This window comes from Brachybacterium alimentarium, from assembly GCF_002332425.1.
GTDB lineage: Bacteria > Actinomycetota > Actinomycetes > Actinomycetales > Dermabacteraceae > Brachybacterium > Brachybacterium alimentarium.
The window spans coordinates 1-19,883 of sequence record NZ_NRGS01000021.1 but is presented as its reverse complement, the minus strand read 5'-3'; the positions used below and the strand labels follow the sequence as shown (position 1 = coordinate 19,883).

General features: G+C 68.9%; 20 protein-coding genes and 1 pseudogene. 18 read left to right on the top strand and 3 right to left on the bottom strand.

Annotation, left to right across the window (positions count from 1 at the left end; translation table 11 throughout):
- Positions 1-53: 53 nt before the first annotated feature.
- From CIK71_RS12355 to CIK71_RS12325, 7 genes are all read left to right on the top strand, one after another.
- Positions 54-1,067: a LacI family DNA-binding transcriptional regulator gene (locus CIK71_RS12355; RefSeq protein ID WP_241964193.1), complete on the top strand. Its 1,014-nt coding sequence runs from the start codon at positions 54-56 to the stop codon at positions 1,065-1,067.
- 125 nt (positions 1,068-1,192) lie between these two features.
- Positions 1,193-2,077 (top strand): ABC transporter permease, encoded by an 885-nt coding sequence (locus CIK71_RS12350; protein ID WP_176485641.1) that lies wholly within the window; start codon positions 1,193-1,195, stop codon positions 2,075-2,077.
- Complete coding sequence (locus CIK71_RS12345) at positions 2,077-3,018, top strand: carbohydrate ABC transporter permease (protein WP_096165986.1); 942 nt, start codon at positions 2,077-2,079, stop codon at positions 3,016-3,018. The genes CIK71_RS12350 and CIK71_RS12345 overlap by 1 nt, the downstream gene beginning before the upstream one ends.
- Before the next feature lie 72 nt (positions 3,019-3,090).
- Positions 3,091-4,677, top strand: coding sequence for an extracellular solute-binding protein (locus CIK71_RS12340; RefSeq protein WP_096165985.1), 1,587 nt, complete (start codon positions 3,091-3,093; stop codon positions 4,675-4,677).
- Positions 4,678-4,811: 134 nt separating this feature from the next.
- Positions 4,812-6,233 (top strand): glycoside hydrolase family 32 protein, encoded by a 1,422-nt coding sequence (locus CIK71_RS12335; protein ID WP_096165984.1) that lies wholly within the window; start codon positions 4,812-4,814, stop codon positions 6,231-6,233.
- Positions 6,230-7,180: a carbohydrate kinase family protein gene (locus CIK71_RS12330; RefSeq protein ID WP_158542056.1), complete on the top strand. Its 951-nt coding sequence runs from the start codon at positions 6,230-6,232 to the stop codon at positions 7,178-7,180. The genes CIK71_RS12335 and CIK71_RS12330 overlap by 4 nt, the downstream gene beginning before the upstream one ends.
- Before the next feature lie 218 nt (positions 7,181-7,398).
- The gene (locus tag CIK71_RS12325; RefSeq protein ID WP_096165982.1) at positions 7,399-7,659 is read left to right on the top strand and encodes a type B 50S ribosomal protein L31; all 261 of its coding nucleotides are present in this window, start codon (positions 7,399-7,401) and stop codon (positions 7,657-7,659) included.
- Positions 7,660-7,712: 53 nt separating this feature from the next.
- On the opposite strand, the gene CIK71_RS12320 is transcribed toward CIK71_RS12325, so the two are convergent.
- Positions 7,713-8,765: a GTP-binding protein gene (locus CIK71_RS12320; RefSeq protein ID WP_245857540.1), complete on the bottom strand. Its 1,053-nt coding sequence runs from the start codon at positions 8,763-8,765 to the stop codon at positions 7,713-7,715.
- 127 nt (positions 8,766-8,892) lie between these two features.
- Between CIK71_RS12320 and rpmB the strand changes: the two genes are divergently transcribed.
- The 8 genes and pseudogenes from rpmB to CIK71_RS12285 all read left to right on the top strand — a co-directional run bounded on the left by rpmB (position 8,893) and on the right by CIK71_RS12285 (position 12,586).
- Positions 8,893-9,129 carry a 50S ribosomal protein L28 gene (rpmB, locus tag CIK71_RS12315; RefSeq protein WP_096165981.1) on the top strand — a complete coding sequence of 79 codons (237 nt, stop codon included), beginning with the start codon at positions 8,893-8,895 and terminating at the stop codon, positions 9,127-9,129.
- Positions 9,130-9,143: 14 nt separating this feature from the next.
- Positions 9,144-9,311, top strand: coding sequence for a 50S ribosomal protein L33 (gene rpmG / locus CIK71_RS12310; protein ID WP_096165980.1), 168 nt, complete (start codon positions 9,144-9,146; stop codon positions 9,309-9,311).
- Positions 9,311-9,616 carry a 30S ribosomal protein S14 gene (rpsN, locus tag CIK71_RS12305; protein WP_096165979.1) on the top strand — a complete coding sequence of 102 codons (306 nt, stop codon included), beginning with the start codon at positions 9,311-9,313 and terminating at the stop codon, positions 9,614-9,616. Before rpmG ends, rpsN begins: the two co-directional genes overlap by 1 nt.
- 70 nt (positions 9,617-9,686) lie before the next feature.
- Positions 9,687-9,932: pseudogene (locus CIK71_RS12300) on the top strand (type B 50S ribosomal protein L31); the annotation flags it as partial.
- A gap of 95 nt (positions 9,933-10,027) precedes the next feature.
- The gene (gene ykgO / locus CIK71_RS12295; protein ID WP_096165977.1) at positions 10,028-10,153 is read left to right on the top strand and encodes a type B 50S ribosomal protein L36; all 126 of its coding nucleotides are present in this window, start codon (positions 10,028-10,030) and stop codon (positions 10,151-10,153) included.
- 192 nt (positions 10,154-10,345) lie between these two features.
- Complete coding sequence (locus CIK71_RS12290; RefSeq protein WP_096165976.1) at positions 10,346-11,944, top strand: FAD-dependent monooxygenase; 1,599 nt, start codon at positions 10,346-10,348, stop codon at positions 11,942-11,944.
- 73 nt (positions 11,945-12,017) lie between these two features.
- The gene (locus tag CIK71_RS17765) at positions 12,018-12,185 is read left to right on the top strand and encodes a nucleoside triphosphate pyrophosphohydrolase family protein (protein ID WP_176485640.1); all 168 of its coding nucleotides are present in this window, start codon (positions 12,018-12,020) and stop codon (positions 12,183-12,185) included.
- Positions 12,182-12,586: an NUDIX domain-containing protein gene (locus CIK71_RS12285; RefSeq protein WP_096165975.1), complete on the top strand. Its 405-nt coding sequence runs from the start codon at positions 12,182-12,184 to the stop codon at positions 12,584-12,586. The genes CIK71_RS17765 and CIK71_RS12285 overlap by 4 nt, the downstream gene beginning before the upstream one ends.
- A gap of 15 nt (positions 12,587-12,601) precedes the next feature.
- Here CIK71_RS12285 and CIK71_RS12280 read toward each other — a convergent pair whose 3' ends face one another.
- A complete protein-coding gene (locus CIK71_RS12280; RefSeq protein ID WP_096165974.1) occupies positions 12,602-13,774 on the bottom strand; it encodes a Gfo/Idh/MocA family protein in 1,173 nt (390 codons plus the stop codon).
- A 207-nt stretch (positions 13,775-13,981) separates the two neighbouring features.
- Between CIK71_RS12280 and CIK71_RS12275 the strand changes: the two genes are divergently transcribed.
- The 3 genes from CIK71_RS12275 (at position 13,982) to CIK71_RS12265 (ending at position 17,624) form a co-directional block, all read left to right on the top strand.
- Entirely contained in the window at positions 13,982-14,986 is a 1,005-nt protein-coding gene (locus CIK71_RS12275; RefSeq protein WP_420807330.1) for an ABC transporter permease, read from the top strand.
- Between the two features lie 116 nt (positions 14,987-15,102).
- Entirely contained in the window at positions 15,103-15,963 is an 861-nt protein-coding gene (locus CIK71_RS12270; protein ID WP_420807331.1) for a carbohydrate ABC transporter permease, read from the top strand.
- Positions 15,964-15,989: 26 nt separating this feature from the next.
- Complete coding sequence (locus CIK71_RS12265; protein ID WP_096165971.1) at positions 15,990-17,624, top strand: type 2 periplasmic-binding domain-containing protein; 1,635 nt, start codon at positions 15,990-15,992, stop codon at positions 17,622-17,624.
- 168 nt (positions 17,625-17,792) lie between these two features.
- Here CIK71_RS12265 and CIK71_RS12260 read toward each other — a convergent pair whose 3' ends face one another.
- Positions 17,793-19,709: a glycoside hydrolase family 35 protein gene (locus tag CIK71_RS12260; RefSeq protein ID WP_096165970.1), complete on the bottom strand. Its 1,917-nt coding sequence runs from the start codon at positions 19,707-19,709 to the stop codon at positions 17,793-17,795.
- Positions 19,710-19,883: the final 174 nt, after the last annotated feature.

Genomic DNA, 19,883 nt, shown 5'->3' with positions numbered 1-19,883 from the left:
CCGCGACAGGGCCCCACCCCAGCCCACTCGCCTGACTGACCCGAGGAGGACGCATGGCTCACCGCCCCACGATGCACGACGTCGCGGCGAGCGCTGACGTCTCCCAGGCCGTCGTGTCGATCGTGCTCAGCGGGTCCTATGCGGGCCGCGCCTCGGAGACCACCGCCCAGCGGGTGCGGGATGCCGCCTCGGAGCTCGGCTATCGACCCAACCTCCAGGCCAAGAGCCTGAAGACCGGCCGCACGGAGATCATCGGGCTGGTCGGCGACGAGGTCGCGACCTCCCCGTTCTCGGGCATGATGATCAAGGGAGCCCAGGACCGCGCCTGGCAGGAGCACCACACCCTGATGACGGTGGACACCGGCGGCGATGACGCCCTCGAGCGCGCCGCCGTCGAGACGATGCTCTCCCACCAGGTGCACGGCATCCTCTACACCGCGATGTTCCATCGAGAGGTGAAGATCCCGCGAGCTGCCCTCGACACCCGTGTCGTCTGCCTGAACGCCCGGGACGTCGAAGGTCGCGCCCCCAGCGTCGTCCCGGACGAGGTCACCGGCGGGTACGAGGCTACCCGCGCCCTCCTCGACGCCGGCCACACCCGCATCGCGATGATCAACATCCACTCCACGATCCCCGCCGCCGTCGGCCGGCTCGAGGGGTATCGCCGCGCCCTGTCCGAGGCCGGCCTCCCACGCGACCCCGCTCTCGTGCGCCCCGGGGACGGGACCCATCGCTCAGGGGTCGACGCTGTCGAGGATCTCCTGGCCCTCCCCTCTCCCCCGACGGCGATCTTCTGCGGGACCGACCGCACCGCCCTCGGCGCCTATCAGGCCCTCTCCGCGAAAGGCCTGGAGATCCCGGGTGACATCTCCATCGTCGGCTTCGACGACCAGGACGTGCTGCGCGACTTCTTCCAGCCGCCGCTGACCACGGTGCAGCTGCCCTTCGCGGAGATGGGCGATCGAGCAGCCGCCCTCGTGCTCGATGCCTCCGCGCCCGCCGAGGTCCACCTGATCCACTGCCCGGTCATCCACCGAGAATCCGTTGGCCCCCCGAAAGGACGATGATGTCGCATTCGCTCACCGCCACCGACGTCGGAACTGCCTCGACGACCGATGCCGAACCCGAGGAGACTCCGGCCTCGCCGCCTGAACCTCCCCCTCGGCGCGCGAGAAGACGCCTGCCCCTCCGCATGCTTCATGCCTGGCAGTTATACGTATTACTCGCTCCGGCGCTCGTCTACCTCATCGTCTTCAAGTACTGGCCGATGTACGGGGCCCAGATCGCGTTCCGCGATTACAACCCGGTCGACGGCTTCTTCTGGAGCCGCTGGGTGGGACTGGACCACTTCGTCGCCTTCGTGACCTCGTTCCAGTTCGAGCGCCTCGTCGCGAACACGCTGACGATCAACACCGTCGGCCTGCTGGTGGCATTCCCTGTCCCCATCATCCTCGCGCTGATCGTGAACCAGCTGCCCAGTGAGCGGTTCAAGCGGATGACGCAGACCGTCCTCTACGCGCCGTCGTTCATCTCCGTCGTGGTCATCGTGGGCATGATCCACCTGCTGTTCTCCCCCAGCTCCGGCATGGTGAACCACGCGATCTCGCTGCTGGGCGGCGAGCCGATCTTCTTCATGGGCACCCCCGAATGGTTCCGCCCCCTCTACATCGGGTCGGACATCTGGCAGAACGCCGGCTTCTCGATGATCATCTACCTCGCGGCGCTGACGGCCATCGACCCGTCGCTGCACGAGGCCGCACGGATGGACGGCGCGAATCGCTTCCAGCGGATCCGACACATCGACATCCCCGGCATCCTGCCGGTGATCACGATCCTGTTCATCCTCGCCGTCGGGAACATCTTCAACCTCGGGTTCGAAAAGGTCTATCTGATGCAGACGGACCTCAACCTCCCCACCTCCGAGGTCATCAACACCTACGTATACAAGACCGGTCTGCAGAACGCCCAGTTCAGCTACTCAGCGGCCATCGGGCTCTTCAACTCGGTCCTCAACCTCCTGCTTCTCCTGACCTTCAACTGGGTCGCGAAGAAGGCCAACCAATCGAGTCTGTGGTGATGAGCATGTCGAGCGCACTGTCCCCTGCGAAGAACTCCCTGCGTCAGGAACCCTTCTATCGCCGCATGGCCGACCCGCTGTTCGGGGTCGTCACCTATGGCCTGATCGCCGTCGCGATCATCGTGATCGTCTATCCGCTCTACTTCATCGTGATCGCCTCGATCTCCGACCCGAACCTCGTGCAGCAGGGAAAGGTCGTCCTCTTCCCTCGAGGGGTCACGTTCGACGGATACGCGACGATCTTCGGCACCTCGACGATCGTGCGCGGCTTCGCGAACTCCGTGCTGTACACCGTGGTGGGCACCACGCTCAGCGTCACGATGATCATGACCGGCGCCTATGCCCTGAGCAGGAAGGACATGCCCGGGCGCAACCTGTTCATGATCCTGTTCGTCATCACGATGTTCTTCGACGGAGGCATGATCGCCCGCTACCTCGTGGTGAAGGAGCTCGGCATGCTCAACTCCATGTGGGCCGTGGTGCTGCCCGGCGCCGTCGGAGTCTGGAACCTGATCATCGCCCGCACGTTCCTCGAACAGAACCTCTCCTCCGAGCTGCGAGAAGCCGCACAGCTCGACGGGGCCTCCGATTTCCGCTTCTTCTTCGGAATCGCCATCCCGCTTTCGAAACCGCTCATCGTGCTGATGGTGATGATCCATCTCGTGGCGAACTGGAACGCATTCTTCGACGCGATGATCTATCTGAACGATGAATCGAAGTATCCGCTCCAGCTCATCCTGCGGAACGTCCTCATCCAATCCCAGGCCTCCGCCTCCGGGATGGACATGGCGTCGATGGACAGCACGGCGGCGGCGCAGAAGATGGGCGAGCTGCTCAAGTACTCGATGATCGTCGTTTCCACGATCCCGCTGCTGATCGCCTTCCCGTTCCTCCAGCGCCACTTCATCAAGGGCGCCACCCTCGGCGCGCTCAAGAGCTGACCCGCAGGTCCGCCCACCGTCCGGATCCTCGGATCCCCCTTCCCTGCATCACCGATACGAAGGAGTACCGCCATGCTCTCCCGCCGTCGTTTCACCCTGTCCGCCACCGCCCTCGGCGTCACCATGCTGGGGATCACGGGCTGTTCCCGCCCCTCGGAGCGCACCACCGAGGACCTCTCCGCCGACGTCGGCCTGACCGACTCGGGCCAACCGATCGTGACCGAGGAGCTGACGCTCACCTTCGGCGGCGCGAAGTCAGCCCTCGCGCCGGAGTTCGAGACGATGGAGCTGGTCAAGACCTGGCAGGAGGACTCCGGGATCGAGATCGTCTGGAACAACGAGCCCGACGAGGTCTGGGGCGAGAAGAAGAACCTCCTGCTGGCCGGCGGCGATCTGCCCGACGCCCTGTTCACCTCCGGGCTCTCCGATGCCGAGGTCGCCAAGTACGGCGCCAACGGGACCCTGATCGCCCTGGAGGACCTGATCGAGGAGAACGCCCCCACCCTCACCGCGATCCTGGACGAGCGCCCGGACATCAAGGCCGCGATCACCGCATCCGACGGGCACATCTACACGCTCCCCTCCGTGGAGGAGATGGGACTCGTCGAGTTCCCCCGCATGCTCTTCCTCAACACCGACTGGCTGGAGGAGCTCGGGTTGGAGATGCCCACGACGGTCGAGGAGTACCACGACGTGCTGCTCGCCTTCAAGGAGGACATCCCCGGCGGGGTCCTCCCGCTCTCGTTCATGGATGCCGGCGACATCTCCGACCTGATCGCCGCGATCGGCGGGCAGCCCGACAACCACGATCACCGCATCGTGGAGGACGGTGAGGTCGTCTTCACGGCGAACACCGAGGGCTTCCGCGACGCGATCGCCGAGCTGCACAGCTGGTACACGGAGGGGCTCATCGACCAGGAGTCCTTCTCGCAGGACTACGTCAAGTTCGTCTCCAAGGGGAAGTCGGACCCGGAGACCCTCGGATCCTTCTTCTTCTGGGAGATCCCGGAGGTCGTCGGCCCCGAGCGTGCGAACCACTACGCGGTCGTGCCGATCTTCCCGGGCCCTGACGGCGTCCAGCGCGCCTGCGTCGCCAACAACCAGGAGATCAACCGCGGCGCCTTCGCGATCACCCACACCAACGAGTACGCCGCCGCGACCATGCGATGGGCCGACATGCTCTTCGAACCGGCCATGAGCGCGCAGGCGAACTGGGGCCCGATCGGCGTCTCGCAGGAGCTGAACGCCGACGGCCTGCTCGAGCAGATCCCGGTCGGCGAGGGCGAGACCGAGCAGGAGCGACGCGTCAAGGTCTCCCCCGGCGGCCCGAAGATCGTCACCGCTGACGACTTCGAGACGGTCGTGCTGCCCGAGCCACGTGCCGCGGAGCGCCAGGCCCAGATCGCAGAGTTCTACGAGCCCCATCGTGCCAACGAGAAGTACCCTCCGGTCATGCTCTCGGTGGACGAGCTGAACACCGTCAGCACCATCGAAGCGGACATCACGACCCTGGTCACCGAGAAGATCGCGACCTGGATCGTCAAGGGCGGCATCGAGCAGGAATGGGACGGATACGTCTCGCAGCTGGAGTCCATCGGGCTGAGCGAAGTCCTCGCGGCCTACCAGGCCGCCTACGACCGGTTCGCCGAGCACACCTGACCGGGCCCGCCCACCACGCCTGGCCGGGCCCACCCAGCACGCCTGACCGGGCCCGCCTACCACGCCTGACCGAGCCCGACCTGCACGGCCTTCATCGCCGATGCCCCACCATCGACACCATCGACAGAGAGACCATGAGCACCACTGCACAGATCCTGCCCTCGGCGGATCGATACCGTCCCCGATTCCACTTCACGCCGTCGTCGACCTGGATGAACGACCCCAATGGGCTCATCCGACACAACGGCCGGTGGCATCTCTTCTTCCAGAACAACCCCCTGGGCAGCACGCACGACAACCTGTCCTGGGGCCACGCCGTCTCCGACGACCTCGCGACGTGGGAGGAGCTGCCCGTCGCCCTGGAGTTCGCCGAGGACGAGATGGTGTTCTCCGGGAGCATCGTCCATGACGCGCAGAACGTCTCCGGCCTCGCGTCGGAGGGTGGGGCCGGGCCGCTCGTGGCCTTCTACACGAGCGCCTACGGCCCGCAGCACCCCACGCACCCAGGTATCCAGGCCCAGTCGATCGCCTACTCCACGGACGACGGCCTCACGTGGACCCGCTATCCGGGCAATCCCGTCCTCGACAGAGGGTCCCAGAACTTCCGCGATCCCAAGGTCTCCTTCCATCCCGAGACCGGGACCTGGATCATGCTCACTGTCGAGGCGCTCGATCACAGCGTGCTCGTCCACACCTCTTCCGACCTCCTGACCTGGGAGCACGCCTCGACGTTCGTCGATCCCGCGATCGACGGCGGGATCTGGGAGTGCCCGGACCTCCTGCGCGTCCCGGCCCAGGACGCTTCCGGCGTCCACGCCGGGGAGGCCTGGGTGCTCATCCTCAGCACGAACCCCGGCGGTCCGGCCGGCGGCTCGGGCACCTATGCGCTGGTCGGCGACTTCGACGGCCGGAGCTTCACGGCGCTGGGCGCCCCGGAACCCCTCGATCTCGGGCCGGATTGCTACGCCGCCGTCTCGTTCTCGGGCGTCACCGGCGAACCGCTCATGATCGGTTGGATGAACAACTGGGACTACGTGATGGAGACGCCCACGGCCCCGTGGCGCTCCTCGATGACGCTGCCGCGTCGGATCCGACTTGCTGCCCAGGCAGGCGACGTTCCGCGTCTCCGGCAGCAGTGCGTGATGCCCCCGGTCCCCGCGACCCGGCGCATCGACGTGACGGCGCAGCGCGCGCAGCTCGCCACGCTGCCTGCCGATGAGCCGTTCCGACTGCACGGGACGCTGGCCGTGGACTCACCGCTGACGCTGCGCCTCCGCTTCGGCGAGGGCTCCGACGCCGGCGAGCTCGTCATCGAGGTCGACGACCGCGGGCGCGTGACCATGGACCGCTCGGCCGCTCATGAGCGCGAGTTCGCGCCCCGGTACTCACGGACCGCGCCCTACCAGACCGCTGCCGGGTCCGAGCGGATCGACGTCGACCTCCTCGTCGACCGATCGACCGCGGAGCTCCTTCTCGACGAGGGCCGTGCCGTGATGTCCATGCAGATCTTCCCGGAGCCCGGGCCCGTCACCGTGCTGTCCGAGCCCGCCTCGTGAGCAGGCCCGCCGTCCACGTCATCGGCGAGGCGCTGATCGACGTCGTGGTCAGGGCCGATGGCGTCGAGCGGGTCCGTCCCGGCGGCAGCCCCGCCAATGTCGCGGTCGGTCTGGCGCGGCTCGGAGTGCCCGCCGACCTGCTCTGCCGCATCGGTGCGGATGCCTACGGCGACCTCCTGCGCGCCCATCTCGAGCAGGCGGGCGTCGGGCTGCCCGACGGCGGCTCACCGGCGCCGGCCCACACGTCGACGGCCGTCGCGACCCTCGGGGCCGACGGCTCGGCGAGCTACCGCTTCGACATCGACTGGGACCCTGGGACGATCGCGGTGCCCACTGCGCGGATTCTCCACACCGGGTCCCTCGCGACGGTCCTGGAGCCCGGCGCGACCGCCGTCGCGAACGCCCTGTCGGCCGCCGATCCCGCGACCCTCGTGTCGGTCGACCCGAACGTCCGCCCAACGGTCGGCGTCCCCCAGGTGGAGGTCCGCTCGCGCACGGAGCGTTTGGCCGGCCGCGCTCATCTGCTCAAGATGAGCGACGAGGACCTCGACTGGCTGTATCCGGGAGCGGCGCCGGAGGAGGTCGCGGCGAGGATGCACGAGCTGGGAGTGCGACTGTTCGTGGTCACGCTCGGGGCTCAGGGCTGTTTCCTCAGCACGTCGGAGTGGTCCTGCCGGATACCCGCCGAGGCGGCGACGCTGGTGGACACCATCGGTGCCGGGGACGCCTTCATGTCGGGCTTGCTGTACGCGGTGATCGCGGACGACGGCGACCAGACCGTTCGCACCGGCGTACTGCAGCGGGAGCAGGTGGAGAACTGGGCGCACACCGCGCAGCGCAGCGCCGCGCTCACGCTGGGGCGGGACGGCGCAGAGCCTCCCCTGCTCGCGGAGCTGCACGCGAGGGAGCTGGTCAGCCAGTCAGCCCGTGAGCCGGTGAGCCGGTGAGCCGGTGAGCCGGTGAGGCAGTGAACAGTCGGCGGCCGAGCAGTCGACCTGTCAGGCCGGAAGGCTCGTCTCTGACCGGCGCGGAACTCTGACCAGGGCGGAATACATCGACCCCGGAGGTCGTTGACCTCTCTCGTCACCGCATCCCGGCACGCGGCCGGGTCGACAGGCACCGCGCCCCACCTCGGGCACGGCGGCCAGCAGGCGAGGAGTGCACCATGAAGAAGAACATCCATCCCGAGTACCGCCCCGTCGTATTCCGCGACGCGAGCGCCGGCCAGTCGTTCCTGACCAACTCCACCTGCACCTCGTCCACCACGATGACCTGGGAGGACGGCAAGGAGTACCCGGTGATCGATGTCGACGTCTCCTCCGCCTCCCATCCCTTCCACACGGGACGCGCCGCTGTGCGCGACGCTGCCGGTCGGGTCGCGAGGTTCCGTCAGCGTTACGTCCGCGCCGGAGTTCTGACCGCCTGAGCTGCACCGTTCGTCTGCCGTGCTCGTTCTCGGCGACCGCTGCGCCGCGTCCGTCAGACGTTCGCGTCGCGGGCACCGAGCCACGGGGCGAGGTGATCCTCGGCCCCGAGCCAGGGTGAGAGCCCGGCAGCCCATTCCCGCGAGGTGAGCAGGCTGCGCCCGAAGGCGTCGCGCACGCGCGGCCCGTCGGCCGGCTCGACCCCGGTGACCACGAGCCGAGTGGTGGGCAGGTCCAGGCCCGCCTTCCAGACGGCTCCGATCGAGACCTGGCCGCCGGCGCCGTCCCACTGGCAGATGCTGTCGGGGCGGTCCGGGACCCAGAACCGGCCGCGCGCCCGCAGCCGACCGCCACCCAGCGCCTCGATGTTCTCGAGCAGACGCTCGGGATGGAACGGCCGGGCCGAGGTCAGGTCGAGGGTCCAGGTGCCGTGCGCCGTCGGCCCGCCGTAGGGCTCGACGTACCGCATGTCGCGTCGGCGCAGCGCGTGCAGATGGTCGAGCTGCCCGCCCAGCACGTGGCCGATCTCGACGTCGTGAGGCCCCTCGCTCAGCCGCTGCTCCGGGGCGCGCAGATGCTCCAGCAGCTCTCCGCCGGCCGAGTCGATCCCGCCCTCGGCGACGACCAGGTCGGAGTACTCGAGCTGGGCGGCGAGCGCCTCCCCCACGCTCCGCGCATCTCCGTCGGCCCACTGCAGGTCCCGCTCGGCGAGCGTGTCGGCTCCGAGCAGGTCATGGACGGCGGTCCCGGTCGCGAGCACCGCCACGGCGCTCGCGAGATGCCATGTCTCCTGATGGGGCCGGAGGGTCCCGGCGACGACCGAGGGGTCGGCGCTGATCGGCGGGGCGAGCAGGACGGCCGCGATGCGCGGGTCGTGGGCGAGCCGGTCGAGGGTCGGCACGGCGTCCTCCCGCATGGCGCAGGAGACGCACGGGTGGTCGAGAGTGACGGCGTCGTCCTCGAGCACGCCGTCGACCGAGAGGAGCAGGCGGCGCAGAGCGGAGGAGTCCGCGATCACCTCGTAACGGAGCTCGACAGCCCCCTCGACATCGAGCAGCAGGCTCGCCACCAGGGAGTCCCTGAGCACCGGATCGATGGCCGTGACCACGGAGACAGGCAGGGAATTCCCGCCGTTCCGGGATCGTTGAAAGTGATCGAACGCGTGGACATCGGGCACGCCGACACCACCTCTCCTGCTTGACGATAATGATTCTCAGTAAGTAGTATCATCGACCATGTCGTCACGCTGTCAAGTCACCGGAGCCGCACCGAGCTTCGGGAAGTCCATCTCCCACTCGCATCGACGCACCTCGCGCCGCTTCGACCCCAACATCCAGCGCAAGCGGTTCTACGTCCCCTCGCTGGGGCGCACCGTCCGGCTCCGGGTCTCCGCCCGCGGCCTGCGCACCATCGACCGTCGTGGGATCGAGGCCGTCGTGGCCGAGACCCGCGCTCGCGGCGAGAAGATCTGAAAGGAATCCCCACCATGGCCTCCAAGAACGACGTGCGCGGCACGATCAAGCTGCGCTCCACCGCCGGAACCGGCTACACGTACATGACCAGCAAGAACCGACGGAACACCCCGGACCGTCTGACCGCCCGCAAGTTCGACCCGCGAGCACGGGCCGTCGTCGAGTTCCGCGAGGAGCGCTGATGGCGAAGACCTCGAAGATCGCGGCCGATCGCCGCCGACGCGAGACCGTCGCCCGGTATGCCGAGCAGCGCGCGATCCTCAAGCGCACTCTCAAGGACCCCGCCTCGACGCTCGCCGAGAAGGTCCAGGCGCAGCGTTCGCTGCAGCGCCTGCCGCGGGACGCGAGCCCCACCCGGCTGCGCAACCGCGACGCGATCGACGGCAGGCCCCGCGGCCACCTGCGCACCTTCGGCCTGTCGCGGGTCCGCTTCCGGGCCGCCGCCCACCGCGGCGAACTGCCCGGCATCACGAAATCCAGCTGGTGACCCCGGCGCTTCGGCGCCGCACCCAGCACCACCCTCGATCCGGTGAGAGATCACCTGGAGAGGACATCCCATGAAGCCGACCATCCACCCCGACTACCAGAGCGTCGTCTTCCGCGACGCGAGCGCGGACTTCTCCTTCCTCACCCGCTCCACCCGCACCTCCGACAAGACGGTGACCTGGGAGGACGGCCACGACTATCCGGTGATCGACGTCGAGGTCTCCTCGGCCTCGCATCCGTTCTACACGGGGAAGGCGACGGTGCTGGACACCGCCGGCCGCGTGGAGAGGTTCCGTCGCCGGTACGGGCAGAGTGCACGAGCCGGAGCCACGACCGCCCCCGCGTCGCAGCCCGATGCGACCGCCGACGCTGCCTCCGAGAGCGCCGCCGGTCCCGACGAGGCGGGGACGCGATGAAGGTCCGCTCCTCGCTGCGATCGCTGGCCCGCATGCCGGGCGCCCAGGTGGTGCGGCGGCGCGGACGGATCTACGTGATCAACAAGAAGAATCCGCGCTTCACCGGCCGACAGAAGGGCTGACGCCCGCGGCGGCCCGGCCGCCCCATCCCGTCATCACCTCCGAGCCGTGCGAAGTCTGCCCTCCCGGGCAGGAATCGCACGGCTCGGAGGTGCGCTCCGGAACCGGTGCCCGCAGGAGCAGCGGACCCTCGGACACGGGACTACGGTGGCACCAGGCCCTGATCCGGAATCGCCGCGCAGAGAGTTGCCGCCATGACACGCACCGAGGACGCCGCTCCGCTCGAGACCGAGGTGCTGGTCGTCGGCGCCGGTCCCACCGGGCTGATGGCCGCCCTCGTGCTCGCCCGACGAGGTGTCCGGGCGCTCGTGATCGACTCGAAGGAGGGCCCGACCCGTGAGTCGCGTGCCCTCGTGGTCCACGCGCGCAGCATGGAGATCTACGACCAGCTGGGCCTCACGCAGCAGGTCCTCGACGGCGCCGTGCCCGGGACAGGGATCCAGATCCGCGGAGATCGGAGGGAGTTCGGGGCGATTCACGAAAAGTCCGGGGCGACCGAGGCAGAGCCCGGTTCGACGAGGCGGGCGAGCCGGATCAATATCGACCAGGCGCAGGAGGGCTGGACGCCGTTCCCCGGGGTGCAGATCTTCGAGCAGTCCCGCAACGAGGAGCTGCTGGCGCGCACGCTCGCGACCGAGGGGCATCCGGTGCTGTGGCAGCACGGCCTGGAGTCGCTGGCCTCAGACGCCGACTCTCCGGACGCCGGAGTGGAAGCCGTGGTCACCGGGCCGGACGGTCCGCTGCGGATCCGCGCCCGCTGGTGCATCGGCGCCGACGGAGCCGGCTCCGCCGTGCGCCATCAGCTGTCCCTGCCGTTCGAGGGAGTCACCGACGATGCGACATTCTGCGTGGCCGACGTCCATGGCGTGACCGGCCTGCCGGAGAACCTGCTCGTCGCCCAGTTCGGGAACGAGAAGTTCGCGATCCTGTTCCCGCTGGGCCTCGGCGGCCACAAGCGCCTGATCTGGCTGCACGGCGAGGAGCATCCCGACCAGGAGACGGCCCTCACCGAGGCGCGCACGGACCTCGGCATCGACTACGACTCTGTCGACTGGTTCTCCGCCTACCGCGTGCACCATCGCGTCGCCTCCACCTTCCATCAGGGGGCCGTGTTCCTCGCCGGCGACGCCGCGCACGTGCACTCCCCGCTCGGAGGGCAGGGCATGAACACGGGCCTGCAGGACGCCCACCACCTGGCGCATCTGCTGGCCGACGTCCTCTCCGGGCATCGCTCCGAGTCGGCGCTGGCCCGGTACGAGCTCGAACGTCGGCCGGTGGCGCTCACCTTGATCGAGTGGACCGACCAGGCCTTCGGCATGATCGCCCGTCCCGGTCGCGGGACGGCGTTCCTGCGCCGACGGGCCCGGGACGTGATGGCCGTCCTCGCACCGCGCCTGCTCTCCACACGCCTGGGGCCCTATGTCGGCGGACTGCTCGGGCAGTACCGGATCCGCTACCACGCGGTGCCCAAGGGCGAGCAGCCACCACGATGGGCGGCCGATCCGGCCGTCGGCCTGCGTCTGCCCCCGACCAGGGAGAACGCCGAGGGTCTGCGCGCGATGAGCTGGCAGCTGCACACCTACGGCACGGACGCCGACAGGCCGGTCGCCGTGCCGGACTGGGTCGAGGGGCCGTTCGCCTTCTCCCCCGACCCGTGGGGCCGACTGCGCCGGGACCGCCTGTACCTGGTGCGGCCCGACGGGTTCGTCGCCGCATCGTTCCCGCTGCACGCCGGAGCGGCAGCGGTGCACGAGGTGCGCGAAGCGCTGCATGCGCACGACGTCGTCGGCTGACGTGGGGTCGCCCGATGCCGGCCCGGCCCCGGAGCAGCCGCGGCGGATGCGGCAGCGCACGTAAGGTGCCGGGATGGACCTCCACGACATCTCCGCCCGGATCGAGAAGCTCTCCGCCCAGTACGCCGAGGTCTACGGCATCGAGCGGTCGGCCGAGTGGGCGCTGCTCAAGCTCGACCGATCGCAGCCGTTCGCGGCAGGAGCCGGGCGCTCGGCACGTACCCGGGGCGCTGATGCATGAGCCTCGGCGTCTCGGTCAAGGCCGTACTGCAGGACGACGCCGGCCGGGTGCTGCTCGGCCGCAATCCGCGCGACGAATGGGAGCTGCTCGGCGGGCGCCCTGATCCTGAGGACTCCACGCCCCAGGACACGCTGCGTCGTGAGCTGCTCGAGGAGGCCGGGATCGCGATCGACGTCGGCCCGATCCTGGACTCCTGGATCTACGATCTCGGCGACCTGGGGCGAGTCTGCATCGTCACCTACTGCGCGGCTCCCGCGAACGGTGCTCGCCTGCAGGTCAGCGACGAGCACTCCGATCTGCGGTGGTTCACGGCCGACGAGGCTCTCGCAGCGCGGATGCCGCAGGGCTACAAGGACAGCATCCGGGCGGCGGAGGCCCTCGCCTCCCCTCCGGCCGGCTGAGCTCCCACGGCCCCGTCAGGCCTGGCCGTTGTCGAAGTACTCGCGCACGTCGGCCGGGACCGGCGGGATGTCGTAGGGGATGCCGCCGTGGCGGATCGACTCGGCCCCGTAGACGCCGGTCGCGACGGCCTCGCGGGCCGCGATGATCGAGACGTCGGTGCTCCCGCCCTCGCGCGCGAAGCGCAGGAACTCCGCGACCAGGCTGGGATCGGCGCCGCCGTGGCCACCGCTGGCCCGGGCGATCACCTCGACCGCGTCCGGACGGCCGGGGCCGGAGCGTCGGGACTCCCAGATGTGGATCTGCTCGCCGCTGCCGTCGCCCATGTTCTCGATCCGGCCCGCGTCCCCGATCACGGTGTAGTTGCGCCAGTAGTCGGGCGTGAAGTGGCACTGCTCGTAGGAGGCCAGCACCCCGTTGTCCAGCGTCATGTTCAGCATCGAGATGTCCTCGACGTCGATCACGGGGTTGAGCTCCTTCTGCTCCGTCGGGGGCCAGACGTCCGCGTCGTACCAGTCGCCCATCAGACGATCCGAGTTGTCGCGGCGGTCGGTGACGTCTCCGTAGACGGCGAGATCGCCGATGCCGGAAACACGGCGGGTGTAGCCCCCGGCCAGCCAGTGGATGACGTCGATGTCGTGGGCGCCCTTCTGCAGCAGCAGGGAGGTGGCCTTCGCGCGCTCGGCGTGCCAGTCCTTGAAGTAGAAATCGCCGCCGGTGCCCACGAAGTGGCGGCACCAGATGGCCCGCACGCGGCCGATGCGCCCGGAGTCGACGATCGCCTTCATCTGCCGGATCACCGGCATGTGGCGCATGTTGTGGCCGACGAACAGGCGGGTGCGCTTCTCCTTCGCGAGCGCGAGCATCGCGTCGGTGTCCTCGACCCGGATCGCCATCGGCTTCTCCGAGAAGGTGGGGATCCCGGCACCGAGGGTCTTCAGCGCCACCTCGGCGTGCGCGTAGTCCGGGGCCAGGATCATCACCGCGTCGACCTGGTGCTCGGCCAGCAGCTGGTCCACGTCGTCGACCGTGGCGACCTCGTCGCCGAACAGCTCACGCGCCTTGTCCTTGCCCCGGGAGGTCGGCTCGGCCACGACCGTGACCCGAGACCCCTCCCCGGGCAGGTGGGCATGCCGCGCGAGGCCGCCACGGGCGCCGAAGCCGATCACGCCGATCTTGAGGTCAGTCATGGAGGGAACCGCTTTCGAAGAGATGCACAGTGGGCAGGCCCCATCATCCTCGTGACGAGGGATCGTGGAGCTGGGTACGGACACACCGTGCTGAACTGATTTACAAAGGTAGTGAAAGCATTTACTCTCGATCTCACCCTGTCAAGGCACTGAGGCCTGCGGGGTGAGCGGCCCCGCTCCGGGGTCATGACCGAGAGGACCGATCTCGTGACCACGTCGACCGCGCAGACGCCCGCGCCGCCCCCGCAGGCGGTGACGACCAGCCGCGCCGCGCCGACCGCGCCCCGGAGGCCCCGAGCCTCCTTCCGCAGCCGGCTGCAGAAGGACTGGCAGATGCTCGTGCTGATGATCCCGGGGGCGCTCTGCCTGCTGCTGTTCTTCTACGTCCCCATCCTCGGCAACGTCATCGCCTTCCAGGACTACTACCCCTTCATCACCATCCCGGAGGCCGAGTGGGTCGGGATGTGGAACTTCATCGACCTGTTCAACGACGAGCAGTTCCTGGTGGCACTGCGCAACACCCTCGTGCTGGCGGCGGTGCAGCTGGTCCTGTTCTTCCCGGTGCCGATCGTCCTCGCGCTGATCGTCGACTCGATGATGACCCCACGATTCCGCAAGGCCTTCCAGTCGATCGTGTACCTGCCGCACTTCCTGTCTTGGGTGCTGGTGATCGCACTGTTCCAGCAGATGCTGGGCGGGGCCGGATTCATCAACCAGTTCCTCGCCTCGCACGGCATGGACACGATCCCGTTCATGACCAACCCCAGCACCTTCCCGCTGCTGGTGACCCTGCAGGTGATCTGGAAGGACGCCGGGTGGGGGATGATCATCTTCCTCGCCGCCCTCGCCTCCATCCCGTCCTCGCTGTACGAATCGGCCGCGACGGACGGCGCCGGCCGCCTGCACCGCATCTGGCACATCACGCTGCCGGGCATGCGCCCGGTGATCGTGCTGCTGCTGATCCTGCAGCTGGGCTCGATCCTCACCGTCGGCTTCGAGCAGTTCATCCTGCAGCGCGACGCCGTCGGCCCCGAGGCCGCTGAAGTGCTGGACACCTACAGCTACTACGCCGGCGTGATCGACGGCAGCTGGTCGATGGGCGCGGCCGCCGGCCTGGCCAAGGGAGTCGTGGGCACGATCCTCATCCTCGCCTCCAACAAGGTCGCCCACCTGCTGGGCGAGGACGGCATCTACCGAGGGAGCAGCAAATGAGCGCACCGACCACCGATCGCACAGCCCCCGCCTCCCGCTCCGGCCTGCCCGACGAGCGCGGGTTCCACCAGCGCCTGTGGGACCTGCTCGGCGGTCGCTCCGAGCGGCCCGCGTGGATGGAGAAGCCCTCTCCCGCCCTGTCGGTCCTCAAGACGCTCGTGGTCCTCGCGATCTCGATCTCGATCCTGGTGCCGATGCTCGTGGTGGTCTCCACCTCGCTCGCCTCGGATGCCGAGATCCGCGAGGCCGGCGGCTACGTGCTGTTCCCGACCGAGCCGACGCTCGAGGCGTATCGGACGATCTTCGCCAGCCCGCTCATCTTCCGCTCGCTGGGGGTCAGCGTGCTGGTCACGGTCGCGGGCACGCTCATCGCGCTGTTCGTGACGATCACGATGGCCTACGCCCTCAGCCGTCCGGTCCTGTTCGGCAAGCCGATGCTGCTGGCGATCGTGCTGACCATGTTCTTCTCCCCCGGTCTGATCCCGCTGTACCTCATGATCAAGGAGCTGCATCTGCTGGACAGCCTGTGGTCGCTGATCCTGCCCACGGCGTTCGCGGCCTTCAACTTCATCGTGATGCGCTCGTTCTTCATGGCGCTGCCCCAGGAGCTGCTCGAGGCCGCCCGCATCGACGGCGCCAGCGACTTCCGGATCCTCTGGCAGATCGTGATGCCCCTGTCGAAGGCGGTGATCGCCGTGATCGGACTGTTCTACGCCGTGGCGTACTGGAACGCCTTCTTCAACGCAATGCTCTACATCAATGATCAGGAGCTGTGGCCGATCCAGCTGATCCTGCGCAGCTACGTCATCCAGGGCACGTCGATGACCGCGGACCAGCTCGGCGTGCAGCAGACCGCCGCCCCGCAGTCGATCAAGATGGCCGTCGTGGTCGTCGCGCTGGTCCCGATCCTGCTGGTCTACCCCTTCCTCCAGAAGTACTTCTCCAAGGGCGTCATCACCGGCGCCGTCAAGGGCTGAGCACCCGCCCTCGAGAAAGGCACCCCATGCGTCCCGAACCCCGACGTCGCCACGTCCTCGCCGCTGCCGGAGCCCTCGCGCTCGGAGCCGGCGCCGCGGCGTGCGGCCCCCGTCCCCAGCCGGAGATCCCCGACGTCCCGGACGTCACCCTGCCGACCTATCAACCGCTGGAGGGGCTCACCCCGGACCTGCCCGGCAATGCCGAGGGCCTCCACGACGTGTACCTGACGGTCCCCGATCAGCTGATCACGACCACGTCGAACGCCCCCATCGCCTCGGGCACCATCACCGGGCTGACCCAGACGTTCCAGACGCCGCCCCCTCCGATGAATCGCAACCCCTACTGGAAGCGCCTGAACTCGGCGATGGGCGGGATCTTCGATCTCGACGTGGTGGTGGACGACTACCCCTCGAAGTTCGCCACCACCCTGGCCTCGGGCAATCTGCCGGACCTCATGTGGGTGCCGCCGAACCAGGGCATCCCCAACATCGGACCGATGCTGGAGGCCGCCTTCACCGATCTCACCGACTACCTCGCGGGCGACGCGGTGCTCGAATACCCCAACCTCGCCGCTCTGCGCGAGGACTCCTGGCGCACCGCCGTGGTCAACGGACGGATCTGGGGAGCCCCCATCCCCTCCACCCCGTTCGGCCAGGTCTACATCGGCAACCCGGAGGTGTGGGAGGAGGTGGACGGCTTCAGCGCCGACAGTGCCGCCCAGTTCCTGGAGAAGTGCCAGGAGCTGTCGATCCCCGGCAAGCGCTGGGCGCTCGAACCGTTCCTCCCCAATGCGTTCCACATGATCGGCGAATGGTTCGGGGTCCCCAACGGATACCGGGTCGAGGAGGATCGCAGCCTCACCGCTGCGCAGCAGACCGAGGAGTACCTCGAGGCGCTCGAGTTCGCCCGAGAGCTGTTCGCCGCCGGCGCGTTCTATCCGGACCTGAACCTGGCCGAGGCACCCCAGCTGCTGGCCAACGGGACGCTGGCCGCCTTGGTCTCGGTGGGGCCGCGCGGCGCCTCGGAGCCCCGTCTGAACAACCCCGATCTGCGGGCCGACGTCATGATCCCGTTCCCCGCGGTCGACGGGCGCATCCCCACCTACGACATGGGCTACGGCACCGTCGGCTTCACCCCCTTCCGCAAGACCGATGACGAGTCCCGCATCCGGGAGCTGCTCAGCGTGATCAACTATCTCTCCGCACCCTTCGGGACCACCGAGTACATGCAGGTCAACTGGGGCACCGAAGGTGAGGAGTACACGGTCGACGACGGCAACTACCTGTTCACCGACGAAGGGGCCCAGAACGTTCCCGGCCTGCAGAGCGCCCTGCAGATCATGGCTGCGGGCGAGGGCGTCGTGTACAACCCGATCCCCGACGACTCCCGCTACATCTACGAGATCGAGCAGGAGCTGCTGCCCCTCGCGCAGAAGAGTCCGATCAAGGGCCTGTACTCCCCCACCAACTCCCGCCTGGGCACCAAGATCAAGACCCGGCTGGACGAGGCCCGTGACGAGGTGATCCAGGGTCGCGCGTCGATGGACCACTTCACGGCCGCGCTCCGCGAGTGGGAGGAGAAGGGCGGCAAGCAGATCCTCGAGGAGTTCGCGGAGCTCCTGCCCGACGACGTCCCGGTCACGCCCTCGAACCGCACCTGACACGGGCGGGCGCCTGGACACGGCCGTCGATCGCCCGACGGTGCAGCCGTCGCCACGAGGACGGGCCGGGAGCCGTCGGCCGAGTCGACTCGTCTCGGCCGACGGCCATGGCGTCGACCGCCTGCACTCAGCCGTCGGCTCGTCGGTCAGCCGGCCAGCCGGCCAGCCTCAGCCGTCGGTGCGTCCGAAGACGTGCTCCTCGGCGAGCGCCAGGCGCGTCGGCCGCTTCTCCAGGTCCAGCAGCAGCACCTCGTTGCGTCCGGCGCGCACCAGCGGCGCCGGGACGTAGAGCGTCTGCTGCGGGCCGATGTTCCAGTAGCGGCCCACGCAGAAGCCGTTGACGTAGGCGACGCCGTGGCCCGCACCGGAGACGTCGAGGAAGGTGTCCACCGGCCCGTCGGCCTCGAAGGAGGAGCCGGCCAGCACGGGCAGAGCGTCATCGAGCACGGTGGAGGTGCCGGACTCGGCGGCGTCGTCCGCTGCGTCGGCCGCGTGCTCGTCGACGGCGGGGCCCTGCGCGAGCAGCTCCGCGAGCTCGTCACCCATGTCCTCGAGCGGCCAGGCGTCGGCCTCCCAGTCGTTGAGGAAGCGGATCGTCTGCCAGACGCCGCCGAGGATGCCCTTGCGTTCGCCCAGTCGCGGGCCGAAGTTCACGCGGCCGAGGTTCTCGACCAGGATCTCGACACGCACGGTGCGGCGGCCACCCTCAGGCAGTAGCCGGTCCGCGAATCCGCTCAGCTCGATGGTGGCGGGGTCGGTCTCGCGCTGCTCGTTCCCGACCACGCCGGTAGCGCCGACGTACAGCCCGTCGACATACACCCAGGCGCGATCGTGGAGGTCATAGAGCTTCAGCGGTGAGATCTCGGTGCGGCCGTCGCGCTCACCCGCGGCGATCTCGAGGTCGCGGCTCAGGCGCAGCAGACCGCGCTCCAGCCCCATGTCCTCGAACGAGGGCGGCGTGGGATGCACCTCGACGCTGCGCACGAAGCGTTCGGTGTCGCGCAGGGAGACGGTCTTCTCGATCGGCAGCTCCGCGGCGGGCAGACGGGCCGGGACGGCGTCGAGCCCGAGCCGGGCGAGGTGATCCTCGAGAGCGGGCAGCTCGACGTGCTGGGCGATCACTGCGCGGAAGGCGCGGAACTTCTCGGTGAGCTCGCCGTTCTCCGCGATCGGGGCGTCGTAGTCGTAGCTCGTGGTGGTGGGCTGCAGAGCCCCGTCGTGGTTCGCACCGGCGCGCAGCCCGAAATTGGTGCCACCGTGGGCCATGTAGAAGTTCACGCTCATGCCGTGGCCGAGCATGTCCGCGAGCTCGCCGGCGGCGTCGTCCCCGGTGCGGGCATGGTGCTCCTCGCCCCAGTGGTCGAACCAGCCGTTCCAGAACTCCATGCACATCTGGGGCTGCGCGGGCAGCTCCTCCTGCGCCATCGCGAGCACCTCGAGGGCGCGCGAGCCGAAGTTGACCGTGCCGAGGGCGCCGTCCACGGTGCCGCCGGTCAGCCACATGCGCGCCGGCCCGTCGGACGTCACCAGCAGCTCCTCGATGCCGCGGGCGATCAGGCCGTCGCGCAGGTGCGCGAGATAGGCCGTGTCGTCGCCGAAGCTCCCGTACTCGTTCTCGACCTGCACCATCACCACGTTGCCGCCGCGGCCCGCCTGGCGCTCGGCGATCACGGGGATCAGCTGGTCGAACCAGGCGTCCACAAGCTGCAGGTACGGTGCGTTGCGGTTGCGCAGTCGCATGTTGCGGTCGGCGAGGATCCAGCCCGGGAATCCGCCGTTCTCCCACTCGGCGCAGATGTACGGGCCGGGCCGCACGATCGCGTCCAGGCCCTCCTCCCCCGCGATGTCCAGGAAGCGGCCCAGATCCGCGATGCCCGCGAAGTCGACTACGTCCGGTGCGGGCTGATGGACGTTCCAGGCCACATAGGTCTCCACCGTGTTGCAGCCCATCGCCACCAGGCGCCGCAGGCGGTCGCGCCACTGGTCGGGGTGCACGCGGAAGTAGTGGATCGCCCCGGAGATCACGAGATGGGGCGTCCCGGCACGGAGGAACCCGTCGGGCGTCGGCTGCAGCAGGGCGGTCATCGGTGGTCGTCCTCTCGGTGAAACGTCTTACGTCCAGTGTCGCAGGCCCGGCAGCGGGGTGCTGCCCTCTTCTCGCCCCGCCTCCCCTCTCGCCCCGTCACCCCGTCACCCCTTCACCCCGTCACCCCGTCACCCCGTCACCCCGTCACCCCGTCACCCCGTCACCCCGTCACC

Bases quoted from the DNA above. Each gene is read 5' to 3' on its own strand.
- rpmG (WP_096165980.1), top strand. From the start codon at position 9,144: ATGGCCTCCAAGAACGACGTGCGCGGCACGATCAAGCTGCGCTCCACC.
- CIK71_RS12335 (WP_096165984.1), top strand. From the start codon at position 4,812: ATGAGCACCACTGCACAGATCCTGCCCTCGGCGGATCGATACCGTCCC.
- CIK71_RS12285 (WP_096165975.1), top strand. From the start codon at position 12,182: ATGAGCCTCGGCGTCTCGGTCAAGGCCGTACTGCAGGACGACGCCGGC.
- CIK71_RS12345 (WP_096165986.1), top strand. From the start codon at position 2,077: ATGAGCATGTCGAGCGCACTGTCCCCTGCGAAGAACTCCCTGCGTCAG.
- rpmB (WP_096165981.1), top strand. From the start codon at position 8,893: ATGTCGTCACGCTGTCAAGTCACCGGAGCCGCACCGAGCTTCGGGAAG.
- CIK71_RS12355 (WP_241964193.1), top strand. From the start codon at position 54: ATGGCTCACCGCCCCACGATGCACGACGTCGCGGCGAGCGCTGACGTC.
- CIK71_RS12260 (WP_096165970.1), bottom strand. From the start codon at position 19,709: ATGACCGCCCTGCTGCAGCCGACGCCCGACGGGTTCCTCCGTGCCGGG.
- CIK71_RS12270 (WP_420807331.1), top strand. From the start codon at position 15,103: ATGGAGAAGCCCTCTCCCGCCCTGTCGGTCCTCAAGACGCTCGTGGTC.
- CIK71_RS12280 (WP_096165974.1), bottom strand. From the start codon at position 13,774: ATGACTGACCTCAAGATCGGCGTGATCGGCTTCGGCGCCCGTGGCGGC.
- CIK71_RS12265 (WP_096165971.1), top strand. From the start codon at position 15,990: ATGCGTCCCGAACCCCGACGTCGCCACGTCCTCGCCGCTGCCGGAGCC.
- CIK71_RS12350 (WP_176485641.1), top strand. From the start codon at position 1,193: ATGCTTCATGCCTGGCAGTTATACGTATTACTCGCTCCGGCGCTCGTC.
- ykgO (WP_096165977.1), top strand. From the start codon at position 10,028: ATGAAGGTCCGCTCCTCGCTGCGATCGCTGGCCCGCATGCCGGGCGCC.
- CIK71_RS12325 (WP_096165982.1), top strand. From the start codon at position 7,399: ATGAAGAAGAACATCCATCCCGAGTACCGCCCCGTCGTATTCCGCGAC.
- CIK71_RS12340 (WP_096165985.1), top strand. From the start codon at position 3,091: ATGCTCTCCCGCCGTCGTTTCACCCTGTCCGCCACCGCCCTCGGCGTC.
- CIK71_RS12290 (WP_096165976.1), top strand. From the start codon at position 10,346: ATGACACGCACCGAGGACGCCGCTCCGCTCGAGACCGAGGTGCTGGTC.
- CIK71_RS17765 (WP_176485640.1), top strand. From the start codon at position 12,018: ATGGACCTCCACGACATCTCCGCCCGGATCGAGAAGCTCTCCGCCCAG.
- rpsN (WP_096165979.1), top strand. From the start codon at position 9,311: ATGGCGAAGACCTCGAAGATCGCGGCCGATCGCCGCCGACGCGAGACC.